General features: G+C 33.4%; 10 protein-coding genes. 9 read left to right on the forward strand and 1 reads right to left on the reverse strand.

Annotated features, from left to right (window positions below):
• Window positions 1–129: 129 nt before the first annotated feature.
• From DXU93_RS06100 to DXU93_RS06115, 4 genes are read left to right on the forward strand one after another with little or no spacing between them, the layout of a single operon-like run.
• A complete protein-coding gene (locus tag DXU93_RS06100) occupies window positions 130–1,707 on the forward strand; it encodes a potassium transporter TrkG (protein WP_165851347.1) in 1,578 nt (525 codons plus the stop codon).
• A gap of 2 nt (window positions 1,708–1,709) precedes the next feature.
• On the forward strand, window positions 1,710–2,444 hold the full coding sequence (gene ubiE / locus DXU93_RS06105) for a bifunctional demethylmenaquinone methyltransferase/2-methoxy-6-polyprenyl-1,4-benzoquinol methylase UbiE (RefSeq protein ID WP_116880393.1): 735 nt from the start codon (window positions 1,710–1,712) through the stop codon (window positions 2,442–2,444).
• Between the two features lie 28 nt (window positions 2,445–2,472).
• On the forward strand, window positions 2,473–3,204 hold the full coding sequence (gene porT, locus DXU93_RS06110) for a type IX secretion/gliding motility protein PorT/SprT (protein ID WP_116880394.1): 732 nt from the start codon (window positions 2,473–2,475) through the stop codon (window positions 3,202–3,204).
• Window positions 3,204–4,754 carry an NAD(P)/FAD-dependent oxidoreductase gene (locus tag DXU93_RS06115; RefSeq protein WP_116880395.1) on the forward strand — a complete coding sequence of 517 codons (1,551 nt, stop codon included), beginning with the start codon at window positions 3,204–3,206 and terminating at the stop codon, window positions 4,752–4,754. The genes porT and DXU93_RS06115 overlap by 1 nt, the downstream gene beginning before the upstream one ends.
• A 272-nt stretch (window positions 4,755–5,026) precedes the next feature.
• On the opposite strand, the gene DXU93_RS06120 is transcribed toward DXU93_RS06115, so the two are convergent.
• Window positions 5,027–5,746, reverse strand: coding sequence for an RNA methyltransferase (locus DXU93_RS06120; protein WP_116880396.1), 720 nt, complete (start codon window positions 5,744–5,746; stop codon window positions 5,027–5,029).
• Between the two features lie 478 nt (window positions 5,747–6,224).
• Between DXU93_RS06120 and tamL the strand changes: the two genes are divergently transcribed.
• From tamL to DXU93_RS06150, 5 genes are all read left to right on the forward strand, one after another.
• On the forward strand, window positions 6,225–8,891 hold the full coding sequence (tamL, locus tag DXU93_RS06130) for a translocation and assembly module lipoprotein TamL (protein ID WP_123776061.1): 2,667 nt from the start codon (window positions 6,225–6,227) through the stop codon (window positions 8,889–8,891).
• 189 nt (window positions 8,892–9,080) lie between these two features.
• Window positions 9,081–9,689, forward strand: coding sequence for a DUF4494 domain-containing protein (locus tag DXU93_RS06135; RefSeq protein WP_116880399.1), 609 nt, complete (start codon window positions 9,081–9,083; stop codon window positions 9,687–9,689).
• 3 nt (window positions 9,690–9,692) lie between these two features.
• Complete coding sequence (gene pdxH, locus DXU93_RS06140) at window positions 9,693–10,352, forward strand: pyridoxamine 5'-phosphate oxidase (RefSeq protein WP_116880400.1); 660 nt, start codon at window positions 9,693–9,695, stop codon at window positions 10,350–10,352.
• A gap of 9 nt (window positions 10,353–10,361) precedes the next feature.
• Window positions 10,362–11,597: a M16 family metallopeptidase gene (locus DXU93_RS06145; protein ID WP_116880401.1), complete on the forward strand. Its 1,236-nt coding sequence runs from the start codon at window positions 10,362–10,364 to the stop codon at window positions 11,595–11,597.
• A 176-nt stretch (window positions 11,598–11,773) separates the two neighbouring features.
• Window positions 11,774–13,303 (forward strand): sensor histidine kinase, encoded by a 1,530-nt coding sequence (locus DXU93_RS06150; RefSeq protein ID WP_116880402.1) that lies wholly within the window; start codon window positions 11,774–11,776, stop codon window positions 13,301–13,303.
• The last annotated feature ends 180 nt before the right edge of the window (window positions 13,304–13,483 follow it).

Genomic DNA, 13,483 nt, shown 5'->3' on the forward strand with positions numbered 1-13,483 from the left:
TATTTCTACGGCTTTCCACAAACAGAAAGTTCTGAACTTTTTTTGATTCGAATCATTGAATTTAGTTTTCTATTTTATATCATTCGGTATTTCGTAAAGATAGTCTACGACTACAACCCTAGGCAATATATGAGAGTCCATTGGGTGGAGACCGTTATCGTACTACTCTTAATCGTAGAAGGTGTATCTTATAATTTATTTGGCTTCATAATATTTTCTAATCTTTTTAAAATAATAGGATTAGAAGGTTTTACAGACTTTTCTAGTGTCACGATACAAATGTTTTTCGTGGCCTATATTTTCATGGAAATGTTTAAGAAACGAGATTTCCGTCAGTACTTCAAAATTCACCCAGGGTTGTTATTTACTCTTTCCATTTTAGGATTGATTTTGATTGGAACGGGGTTGTTGATGTTGCCAGAGATGACTAAACCTAGTTATAATATTACTTTTATAGATAGTTTATTTCTATCAACTTCATCAACAAGTGTAACAGGATTGGCAACAGTTGATGTGGCAAATATTTTGACATTGAAAGGACAGATTGTAGTTCTGTTTTTAATTCAATTAGGAGCCTTAAATACAATTGCATTTGCTGCATTATATTTATTGATTGCAAAATTTGGTATAGGTATTAAACAGCATGATGTAATAGAAGATTTTGTGAATAATACTTCCTTTTTGGACACAGAAAAAATGTTTTCCAAAATTGTAAAATGGACAATCGTTATTGAGCTTGTAGGGTTTATCTGTATTTTTACTTTGCTCAAACCAGAAGGGATGTTCGCTGATAATTCTTCCCGTGTTTTCCATTCATTATTTCATGCCATTTCTAGTTTTTGTAATGCTGGATTGACAACAATTCCTGATGGATTGATGAATCCACTTCTAATAAATAATTACCTATTGCATAGTGTTACCTTAGGTTTATTCTTTTTGGGTGGTTTTGGAATGATTTATCTATTTGATATTTTTGGAATTAAAAGTTTAAGAAAAAGAATGAAATCACCATGGAAGACGCTACGTTTTGATACCAAGATTTCACTATATACAACACTTTTTTTACTAGTACTTGGAGGAGTGGTGTTTTATGCATTTGAATACAATAAAAGTTTAGAAGATAAATCTGGATTTGGAGCAATGATTACTACTTTGTTTAGTTCTATGACCACAAGAAATGCAGGTTTTAGTACTGTTGATATTTCTAGCTTGAGTCTGCCAGTGCTGGTTTTCTTCTTGTTTTTAATGTTTGTTGGAGCAAGTTCAGGATCTTCTGGTGGTGGTATTCGTGTTTCAACATTTGCAATAATGGTGAGTTCTGTTGTTTCAACCATTAAAAGAAAGCCGCATGTTGAACTCTTTAAACGAACAATTGAGAATGAATTGGTGTTAAAAGCATATTCTATCTTTATATTTTTCGTTGTAGGTAACTTAATTGGTATTTTTGCACTTTTAATTACCGAATATCAAGCAATAGAATCTGGAAAATTCCTATTAATTGATATTATTTTTGAACACGTTTCAGCAGCAAGTACTGTGGGATTGTCAACAGGAATCACGGCCGAGTTATCCGAGCCAGGAAAAATGATTTTAATTGTTGCAATGTTTGTTGGTCGTGTTGGAACATTAACGATAGCATACTTGTTTGGTAAACAAGTAATGAGTAGAAGATATAAATATCCGAAAGGGCATACAATGATTGGTTAGTTATGGCAGATAAAAAAGTGGTAAAACCGTATTACAAGGACAATAAATCCAAAAAAGAAGAGGTAGCAGAAATGTTTGATAATATTTCAGCAAAATATGACTTCTTGAATCACTTTCTTTCAATGGGAATTGATCATTTGTGGAGAAAAAGAGCAATTAAAATGCTTAAGGCCAAGCAGCCTAAGAAAATTATCGATTTAGCAACAGGAACAGGGGATTTTGCACTAGCTGCCTTAAAACTCAATCCAGAAAAAGTGGTTGGAGTAGATATTTCTAAAGGAATGCTAGAGAAAGGACGTGAAAAAATGAAGAAAAGAGGAAAGGAAAACATCATTTCAATGGTGCTTGGAGATTCTGAAGACTTGCCTTTCGAAGACAATGAGTTTGACGCATTAACAGTAGGTTTCGGAGTGAGAAATTACGAAAACCTTGAAAAAGGATTATCTGAAATGCTTCGTGTGATCAATCACGGCGGTACAGCTGTTATACTAGAGTTTTCTAAACCTAAAAAGTTTCCAATTAAGCAGCTGTTTGGCTTCTATTCAAAATATATTATACCAGTCTTAGGGAAGTCAATTTCAAAAGATAGTTCTGCGTATGAATACTTACCAGAATCTGTTGCTGCATTTCCTGAAGGACAGGACTTTTTGAATATACTTACCAAAGTAGGATATAAGAATGTTTCTGCAAGAATGGTTTCAGGAGGGATCGCTACAATTTATACAGGTGTAAAATAAATTGAACCTTTGAACGTTTCAATACAGCATGTTGAATAAAATCATTATTTCATTTTTACTATTTTTAATTGGTGTTGAGTTCTCATCAGCTCAACGGTTGCCGCTTACTCAAAACTATCGTAAGTTCGATCGAAAAGCCATTCATTTTGGTTTTATGTTAGGTGTAAATACATCTGATTTCTCTACCCAATATCATCCCAATATGTTGGAGAAATATGGTATGTATTCTATAACGAATCGAAGTCAACCTGGTTTTCAACTTGGTCTTATTAGTTCTTTGAAATTAGGAACACCATTGATTCGTTTAAGATTTCTTCCAACCCTGTCTTTTCAAGAACGTATTTTAGATTATAAATTCTATAATACTGATCCTACTTCAGAAGATGAATTTGAGACCTATGAAGAGCGAATTGGTTCTACAAATCTGGATTTCCCGTTGTTGTTGAAGTTTAGAACATTGCGTTACAATAACTTTGCGGCCTATATTGTTGCGGGTGCGCAATACACGATTGATATGCAATCTAAAGAAGAAACTTCTCAGAAATTTAGTGATCCATTTATTAAGTTGAATCGAGATGATCTTCAAGGACAAATTGGTGCGGGAGTTGATTTCTTTCTTCCTTATTTTAAATTCGGTATGGAGCTTAAAATGTCACATGGATTTGGAAATGCTTTAATTCAGGACGATACGAGATTGTCAAAACCAATTGATAAATTATACAACAGGGTGTGGTGGTTTTCACTAACTTTCGAGGGATAATGGAAAATAGTATTCAAATTCAAGTATTGCCAGAGCAGTTGCACGATGAAAAATTCATTTTGCAATTGGCCAATAAAAAGAACAGAGGAAGTAAAAAAGATTTACCTTTTTTCTATATCCGAAAACGTTCAATTGACGCACGTAAAAAGCCGGTTAAATATAATTTACAAGTTGTTTTAACGGAAGAAAAAACGAATTTAACAGTTCCTCATATAAAATTTGGTGATGTTTCAAATGCAAAACCAATTCACATCATTGGTGCCGGTCCTGCAGGGATGTTCGCCGCATTAGAAGCCATAGAACTTGGATTTAAACCTATTGTTTTCGAACGTGGTAAAGATGTGAGAGATAGAAGAAGAGACTTGGCTGCCATTAACAAAAACCATGTTGTTAATCCTGAATCGAACTACTGTTTTGGTGAAGGTGGTGCAGGAACTTATTCTGACGGAAAACTATATACCCGTTCAAAGAAACGAGGAAATGTACTTAAGGTTTTAGAACTGTTTGTTCAGTTTGGCGCTCCTTATGATATTCTTGTAGATGCACATCCACACATTGGAACAAATAAATTACCCGCCATCATTACGGCCATGCGAGAACAAATTCTTGCCTCTGGAGGAGAATTCCATTTCAATACTAAAGTTACAGATTTTGTTTTGGAAAATAATCAACTAGTAGGCTTGGAATTGAATCAGAAGGAAACTACTGCTGTTGATCATGTAATTTTAGCAACAGGGCATTCTGCTCGAGATATATTTCATTTATTGCATGAGAAAAACATTAAAGTTGAAGCCAAAGGTTTTGCATTAGGTGTACGTATTGAACATGCTCAAGATTTAATTGATCAAATTCAATATCACGGACGATTAAATGATGAATTATTACCACCTGCAACTTATGGCTTGGTCACGCAAGTCAATAAAACCGGGGTTTACTCTTTCTGTATGTGTCCAGGTGGAATCGTTGCTCCGTGTGCTACAGCTCCTGGAGAGGTTGTAACAAATGGTTGGTCTCCTTCAAAGAGAAATAATCCATATTCAAACTCAGGAATAGTCGTTGAAATTGATCCTACACGATTGCCTAATTATAATGAGAAAAACCCTTTGGTGGGATTAGAGTTTCAAGCTTCAGTAGAGAAAGCATGTTGGGAAGCTGCAGGAAAAACACAAGCTGTTCCAGCCCAAAGAATGGTGGATTTTGTAAAAGGTAGAGTTTCTAAAGACCTACCAAAAAGTAGTTATCAACCAGGAATGACGAGTGTGGATTTAAATAAAGTACTGCCTCCATTTATTGCAAATAATTTAAGACAAGCTTTTAAAGATTTTGGAAGAAAAATGACAGGGTATCTTACCAATGATGCTGTTTTAATGGCTCCAGAATCAAGAACATCTTCTCCAGTTGCAATACCAAGAGATAAAGAAAGTTTACAGCATGTTGAGATCCAAGGTTTGTATCCTTGTGGTGAGGGAGCAGGTTATGCAGGAGGTATTGCCTCTGCTGCAGTTGACGGACTAAATTGTGTTCAGGCCATTATTAGAAATCAAAAATAAACTACTTTTTAGAATTAAGTGTTTGTAAACTGTGTCTTATGGTAAATTAAACACATTCTTATGAATTCATTGACAAAATGATCTCTTTTGATTGCTTCCTTGTTTTTTCTTTTGTCAACTGCATTTGAAAATAAAGGGATTAGGGCAGTTTATGAAGTAGGTGAATCAAATCGTTTTCATCAAAATTGGAAGATTTTAAAGAATGGAATGGTAATAATGTCGAGAAATAAATTTGCTTTTTATACGCTTCATAAACAATAGATAATCATTGATTATCGACGAGCAAACTCTGAGAGAAAAACTGAAGTTGCCATAGCAACATTCAAAGATTCTCCTTTCCCGAATTTAGGAATGGTAACAGGTTCTGTGATCAATGGAAGAAGGCTATCTTGAATGCCGTTTCCTTCATTTCCCATTACCAAAATTCCTTTTTTCTCGATCTTCTTTTGGTAGATGTTTTCGCCTTCTAATAATGATCCGTAAATCGGTAAATCTGTTTTTTCAAAAACTTCTTTCAAATCCGTGTATTCAATACTAACGTTAAATATAGCTCCCATGGAGGCTTGCACAACTTTAGGATTATAACAGTCTACAGTTTCTTTGGAAGCAATGATTTTTTCTACCCCAAACCATGCAGCTAAACGTAGAATTGTTCCTAAATTACCTGGGTCTTGAATGGTGTCTAATGCAATATAAAATTCTGATTCCTCTTGAGAAGTAGGCAAGTAACTACAAATGGCAACTTGCTTTTGAGGATGCTTTAAAGTAGAGATTTGTCCTAATGATTTTTGATCTATTTCAACAAAAGAAACATGTTCAGGCAAAGCTTTAAATTCATTTTCAATACCGTAAATGTTCATCAAACAATCTGGAGCATGCTGGATGGCTTCGGAAATCATTTTTGGTCCTTCGATAGTGAACTGAGCATTTAAGTCCCGAAATTTTTTTTTATGTAACGAACGAATGTATTTGATTTGTTGTTTTGAAATCATAATTGCAAGAGATAATTCTGATGTAAAAATAGGAATGTTTTAGGGGAATCGACAATTAACAATTGCTTTTTGTGATAACTTTAAACCAGTATTCCTTACATTCGAATAAAAACAAACTATTAGGGTAAAAAATGAGGTTAATAGCTTTTCTTACTTTAATCATGATTTCTTTAAATTTTCAAGGTTTTTCTCAGAATATTTCTTCGGTTGTCGTATTTGGTTTTAATTGGAGAGTAGGGAATGTTAGGGTTGAAATAGTAAATCCGGATTACTCAGTAGAAATAACGGATTATGGCAAGAAAGAAAAGAGAAATCTATTGGTTGAAATAAAAAAAGAGCTCAATTTATGCTTAAGATGAAAGTACTAAGGAGTTTAGATATACCTATATTTTAGTTAAGAAGGATAATTTGACAAATAACAATTGATAATTTTCAAAACATACAATTTATAATCAGCTGATTCGTATTTTTGTCTGTTGTGAGGCGAATATTTTCCTATATAATTTTAACGCTATTCATCTGGTTTATTTCAGCATGTAATATTACCCGTAATGTTCCAGATGGTTACTACCTTTTGGTTTCAAATGATATTGATGTACCCAATGGAACCGAGGTGGATAAAGATGAAATAGAAGATGTAATTCGCCAGCGTCCAAATCATAGAACAATTGGATTCCGCTTGCGTTTGAGGGCTTTTAATACGATAGATTCTACCAAAGCACAACAAGATGCACAGGATCGCCTTCAAAAGAATATAAAAAAAAATAAAAGGCGTTTAGCCCGTCAGGAGAAAATCAATAAAAGAAGAATTAAAAGGGCACTAAAACGTGGGGAGGACTTTTACAAGCCTAAAGAAATTGAACTCAAAGATACAATTGATCCACGACCAACTTTCAGAGAAAGAATTAAATATGAATATGGTGAAGCCCCTGTGATTTATGATTCAGCTTCTATGATTAATTCTAAAGAACAGATTGAATTGTTTATGGTGAAAAAAGGATACTTTGATGCTAAAGTGCGTACAGAGGTGAGCTTGAAATCCGAAAAAAAACACGCCGATGTTGATTATATTATTACTCCAAAAACGGCATACATAGTTGATTCATTATTTTTAAGAACCAGTAATAGCATTGTAGAGAAAACATATAGAAAGTACCTAGAGGAAGGAGAAAATGTTTTAATTCCACCATTTCGATTTGACTCTGAGGGTTTAGGAAATATGCGTAAATCATTGACTGATTTTATGAAAAATAGTTCAGTTTATGGTTTTAAGGAAAGCTATATCTCTTTTGAAGTGGACACCTTAGGTGGAAATGATACAATACAAGTGGCTATAGACATTTCAAAGAGAATAGTAGGAAAAGATGAAAATGAAAGGGTAAAACCATTTGTGAATACGAGAATTAACGAAGTCGTTTTTCACTTGATGGATACCTTAAATTATCCAGGGAACTTCCAAAAAGAACAACTCGATCCTCGAGGAATTAAGCTTGGTCCCTATGAGGATATTCCAACCTTTGATACCTTACGATACGATTGGTACGATGGAAAAAATGAGAAATATCGAACCGCAACATTTTTATACAATGGTAAATTAACAACTAAACCTGAACTCATAGAATTTCAAAACTATTTGGAAGAAAATAATTATTACAAAGGAGATTATGTCTCACAATCTTATAATCGTTTGATGAATTTAAATATTTTCAAAACGGTAAGACCTGAGTTGATAGAAAATGATTACAACACCATAGATGTTCATTATTATTTAACACCATTAGAACAAAGGACATTTAGTTTCGAGCCGAAAGCCACTCATTCCAATAGTTTTTTAGGAGTTTCAACGTCTTTGAATTATATTAATAGAAACTTATATCGTTCAGGAAATCGATTGAAAATTAGTTTTAGTGGAGGTTTTGAGTCACTACCAGATGTCTTTTCAACAAGTGATGAATCGAAAGTAATCAATGATGAAACACGAAGTTTAAATACCATTGAGTTTGGACCTTCATTTGAATTGGAATTGCCAGGGTTGTATCCCATAGGATTGAAACGTTTGTCGAAAAATCAAAATCCTGTAACCACTTTTTCTGGTGCATATAGTTATCAGCAGAGACCTGAATTTAAAAGACAAACCATTCAAGTGAATTACCTTTGGAAATTCTATGATATTGCACGATCACAATTATTTACAGTGGGTATACCTGTGATTGGTGGAATTCAATTTGTAAGAATTGATAAAACAGAAAGTTTTGAAGAACGTCTTGAAGAACAAAATGATTTATTTTTAATAAACGCTTACAGCAATCAGGCCATTTATAAAGATGTTGCATTGAATTATAGCTACAATAATCCTAATCTAAATGAAGGAAAAATGATCTTTAATTATGGATTTAGTTTTGATGTTGCGGGGATGGCAATGAGTTTGATTACCCAGAATAATGAAGTGAATGAAAATGGATATAAAGAATTTTTAGGACAACGCTATTCTCAATTTGTGCGACTTGACAATAATTTCACCTTACATCAATACCTAAATGAAAAGTCTTTCCATTATCGTCTACAAGTAGGAGCAGGAGTTCCCTTAGAAAACAACGGACCAAGTTTACCTTTTGATTATAGTTTTTTTGGTGGTGGTTCTAACGATAACAGAGGTTTTCGAGCAAGATCTTTAGGTCCTGGTGTGTACAAATATTACCTCGATTCAAATAGTACTGTAACTGAAATGGGAGATATGCGATTGGGAGCTTCTGCTGAATTTCGATTTAAAGTTTCGAGCTTAATTGAAGGAGCAATTTTTAGTGATGCTGGAAATGTGTGGACTTATAACGAAGATGTGAACAGATCTGGTGGACAAATTACCACGGATTTTTATAAGCAAATGAGTGTGTCTGGTGGACTTGGAGTACGTTTAGATTTTAGCTTTTTAATTGTTCGTTTAGATTTCGGTATTCCACTAAGAAACCCTGCCTTGCCGGATAAAGCTAAATGGATTTTCCAAAGTCGAGATCCTTATTATCAAGAGGCTAAAGATGAATGGGGTATCGATCCAAATACGGGAGATTACTATTATAAAAATGATGACTTTAACTTCCCTAAACCATTTCAACCCCAAATTCATATTGCCATTGGTTATCCGTTCTAACTGTGTTTTTTTTGCATTAACATTAAACCTTTTTTTCATCTCTTTGTCTTCTTGATGAATAGATTATAATTGTGTTTAATTCGATCTGTTTTTTTTCGAAAAATTGGGACGACTTAATTCGATATTAGGTTTAATTTCTACTAACTTTGTTGGTCTAAATTTGAGCAATAATAAAATTAATATAGAGTTATGAATAATTGGTTTACAGTTAAAGTAAAATACACCAAACAATTGGAAGATGGGCGTTTAAAACGTGTTACAGAACCATATTTGGTAGACTCAGTTTCATTTACTGATGCTGAAGCACGCATCTATGAGGAAGTTGGACAAAATGTTACAGGTGAATTTTTAATCACTGGAATTACCAAAACTGAGTATGCTGATATCTTTTATTATGAAGATTCTGATGACTGGTACAAATGCAAATTAACTTATGTTTCCATTGACGGAGACGAAGGAAAAGAGAAAAAAATCACAAGTAATTTCTTGGTAACTGCATCAAGTGTTAAAGAAGCTTTTGAAAGAATCAAAGAAAGTTTAAGTGATATGACAGTTACTTTTGAAGTTCCTGCAATTAGCTTGACTTCTATTGTTGAGGTATTGCCTTACAATCCTGATATGGATGTAGAGATTGGTAGAAGACCTCTTGAAGAAGGAGAAGAATTGGTGAATACACCAAGTGAATCAACTTACGAAGAGGAGGAATTGGAAGCTGAAGAAGCATCAAATGAGGAGGTGTCTGAAGAATCTTATGATGAAGAGGAAGAAGACGTTAACTTTGAAGACGAAACAAAATAATTCATGAAAGAGTTTCTTGATATTTTACGCAATGACCATTCGGATTTTGACAAAGGAAAGTTGAATGATCAACTGAAAAGTATTGATCCAATTAAATTATTTCAAAAATGGTATCAAGAAGCTTTTGAAAAACAATGTCTTTCACCAAATTCAATGACCGTGAGTACTGTTGGGAAGGATCTTATGCCTTCTTCACGTATTGTCTATTTGAAAGAATTAATGGAAGAAGGACTTATATTTTATACCAATTACAACAGTAAAAAAGGTGAAAATATAGCAGTAAATCCACAGGCTTCTGCATTGCTTTTTTGGGATGAATTATCTCGCCAAATTCGTGTTCAAGGAATTGTAGAAAAGGTTCCAGCTTTTATGTCTGATGATTATTTCGCTTCACGTCCTCGACCAAGTAAATTAGGTGCTTGGGCGTCTAAACAATCCAAAGAAATAGCAGATCGATCAAAGCTTGAAGATGTCTATCAAGAAATGGTTGAGCGTTTTAAAAACGAAGAAGTACCTCGACCTGAATTTTGGGGAGGGTATCTTATTCGACCTACTTACATCGAGTTTTGGCAAGGAAGACCAAGTCGATTACATGATAGAATTTGTTTCCAAAAAGATGACGTTGAAGACCAAGATTGGAAGGTTTTACGTTTGAATCCTTAATCGTTTTTTATGAATGTAGAGCCAACTATTTTTCAATTAGACAATGGTATTCGTGTAGTCTATCTGCAAGATCCCTCAATGGTAGCTCATTTAGGAGTTACAGTTCGTGCGGGTTCGCGTTTCGAATCTGAAAATGAAGAAGGTCTTGCTCACTTCTTGGAACATTGTATTTTTAAAGGAACTAAAAATAGACGCGCTTTTCATGTTTTGTCCCGCCTTGATTCTGTAGGAGGAGAGTTAAACGCTTATACTACGAAAGAGGAGATTTGTGTCTACAGTTCTTTTACGAAAGAACATTTAAAACGCGCTTCAGACCTTTTGGCGGATATTCTTTTTAACTCGACATTTCCATCCAAGGAGGTAGAAAAAGAGAAAGAGGTCGTTTTGGACGAAATAAATTCCTATTTAGACAGTCCTTCTGATAAAATATTTGATGATTTTGAATCGCATTTATTTCCAAATAATCCTTTAGGAAATAACATTCTAGGAACTGTTGAATCAGTTCAATCTTTCACCAAAGCTGATTTAGAACGTTACGTTAAAAAGTTCTTTTACCCTGAAAATATGGTGATTTCTTTTGTTGGTAACCTAAAATCATCAGTTGTTTTAAAGCAATTAAATAAAGATTTTGGTCACTATTCCCACAAAGAAGATACAGCACAGCCTACCGCACCAAAAGAACTTGAGGCATTTAATATTGAAAGTCCAGAAGCCAATTATCAATCTCACCTCATGATAGGAGGACGAGCACCTGGGTATAATCATCCAGGTCGTCGTGTGTTCAATTTATTGATTAATATTTTGGGTGGACCAGCTTTAAATTCAAGACTGGGATTATCGATTCGAGAGAAATATGGCTACACCTATAATATTGACGCAAGTTATACTCCATTTGAAGAAGTAGGGTATTGGAACGTTTATGCCGGAACAGATCCAAAGTATCAAAAGAAAACCCTTCGACTAATAAAGAAGGAAATTCAACGATTTATTGACGAGCCGCTTACTGAGAATCAATTGAAGAAAGCCAAGCAACAAATGAAAGGACATTTGGCTTTGGGCATGGATAGTAATTCAGGTGTGATGTTGAATTTTGGAAAAAGTTTATTGGTTTTTAATCAAATTGATACCCTTGAGGAAATCTATGAATCAATTGATAGCATTACTCCAGAAGAAATCCAGTCTATTGCACAAGAATTTATGTCCAACGATCAGGTTTCATCTCTAGTATTCAGTGTTAAAAAGTGAAATAAAACATAATATCTCAAATTTATAAGTGTTATTATGATGTTTCGTCGAGGTTTTTTGGGTTTTAATCTATAGTTTTGCGGAAAAATTATGCATTCATAGTAAAATGAATGGATTTTTAATTGATGAGTATCTAAGACTTTTATCATTCTTAATGCTCTAATATGTGAAAATTTATGCAGCAAGAATTAAAGGAGATCAATGTTGAAATTCTAAAAACGGAACAACGTTTAAAGGAGCTTAAGAATAAAGCACTGTCCTTGCATTATGCAATGGAGGAAAATGGTTTGAAACCAGATTGTGATCAACTTATTTATAGTAATGAAGAAACCGATGTAACAGTCCAAGAAAAATCGAAAGTTGTCCGTAAAACAGAGAAATTCTTTAATACTGGAAGATGGCGTTATTTGCTCCGAGATAAGGAATTGTTTTGGTCGGATGAGTCTAAGAGAATATTTGAATTACCTAAAGATTACAATGGGAGTATTTTAGATTTCTACCTGTCATCGATTGATAATAAAACCTCTGAAAGACTTCCGAGTATAAGAGATATATTTGAAATCATAAAAGAATCGGGTGAAATGAATCAAACCATCATTACTCCTAATGGAATCAAAAAACATTTAAGTTTTTCATCTACCCCCATTTTTGCTGAGGAAAGTCCTGAAACTCTAATTGGAATGGAAGGATTTGTTAGAGATCTCACCGATAAAATTCAAGGTCAAAAAGGATTAGATAATTTCTTTAAAATGTCAAGAGACTTACATTGTATTGTACATAAAAATAAATATTTTGTAAGAGTTAGTCCATCTTGGATAGATCTGTTAGGGTATACCGAAGAAGAGTTACTGTCACGTTCATACTTGAATTTTATACATGAAGATGACCTACCAAAATCGATAGAAGCTATTGAGAATTATCATGAACGTCCTTCTAATATTGAACAATTTGAAAATAGATACATCTCCAAATCAGGTGACATAATTTATTTGAAATGGAATACAAAGCTTGATGAAGAAACAGGCTTGATTTATTGTAATGCTACTAATATTACCAAAACTAAGCTTGAGAATCAGAAACTATTGGTAAACTTAAGTGAAAAAAAATTGCTTTTGCGTGAAATTCACCATAGGGTTAAGAACAACTTACAAATTATTTCAAGTCTACTTTCATTACAAACAGGAGGAGAAATCAACAGGTCATCTTTTGAGGAACTTTATGAGTCAAGTAAAAATAGAATTAGGTCTATGGCAGCGATTCATGAAATGTTTTACCAATCAGAACAATTGAATAAGATTGAATTTGGAAAATATATACATAAATTGTTTTGTGATTTGGTAAGATCATTTTCTCACAAACGGAAAAATATAGATTACTCGATTAATGTTAATCCCGTATTTGTAGATCTTGATACGGCAATACCTTTAGGATTAATAATTAATGAAATTGTGACCAACTCTATTAAGTATGGAGAAAATAGAAATGGTGAAGTACATATATTTGTAGAACTCCTAGAAGCTGAAGATAAACACTTGAAATTTATTATTGGTGACCGAGGTGATAAAGTCATTTCAGATATTTTGGCTAGAGAAAAAGATAGTTTGGGAGTAATGATTATTAAGAGTTTGGTTGAACAGATTAATGGAGAAATTATACAATTAAAGAATAAGCAAGGAGCTATTTTTGAATTGACTATTGGTTTTTAGCAATAAATAATTATTATTTTGAATTGAATCCCACTGTTTACTTATTGATTTATAAGTTTCTATCAATTTAATAAACAATTAGTTTTTTCAATTGTTAATAAATTGTAAGTTATGAGTGCATAACCTATGTTAATTATTGTATTTTAGTTTCCTTGTTCAGGAGGAAGAAATTTATCGGAA

Source organism: Brumimicrobium aurantiacum (genome assembly GCF_003402975.1).
Taxonomy (GTDB): domain Bacteria; phylum Bacteroidota; class Bacteroidia; order Flavobacteriales_D; family Crocinitomicaceae; genus Brumimicrobium; species Brumimicrobium aurantiacum.

What these genes read in the sequence shown, in the direction of transcription:
- DXU93_RS06100 (WP_165851347.1), top strand. Translation starts at nt 130, where the DNA reads ATGAGAGTCCATTGGGTGGAGACCGTTATCGTACTACTCTTAATCGTA.
- ubiE (WP_116880393.1), top strand. Translation starts at nt 1,710, where the DNA reads ATGGCAGATAAAAAAGTGGTAAAACCGTATTACAAGGACAATAAATCC.
- porT (WP_116880394.1), top strand. Translation starts at nt 2,473, where the DNA reads ATGTTGAATAAAATCATTATTTCATTTTTACTATTTTTAATTGGTGTT.
- DXU93_RS06115 (WP_116880395.1), top strand. Translation starts at nt 3,204, where the DNA reads ATGGAAAATAGTATTCAAATTCAAGTATTGCCAGAGCAGTTGCACGAT.
- DXU93_RS06120 (WP_116880396.1), bottom strand. Translation starts at nt 5,746, where the DNA reads ATGATTTCAAAACAACAAATCAAATACATTCGTTCGTTACATAAAAAA.
- DXU93_RS06135 (WP_116880399.1), top strand. Translation starts at nt 9,081, where the DNA reads ATGAATAATTGGTTTACAGTTAAAGTAAAATACACCAAACAATTGGAA.
- pdxH (WP_116880400.1), top strand. Translation starts at nt 9,693, where the DNA reads ATGAAAGAGTTTCTTGATATTTTACGCAATGACCATTCGGATTTTGAC.
- DXU93_RS06145 (WP_116880401.1), top strand. Translation starts at nt 10,362, where the DNA reads ATGAATGTAGAGCCAACTATTTTTCAATTAGACAATGGTATTCGTGTA.
- DXU93_RS06150 (WP_116880402.1), top strand. Translation starts at nt 11,774, where the DNA reads ATGCAGCAAGAATTAAAGGAGATCAATGTTGAAATTCTAAAAACGGAA.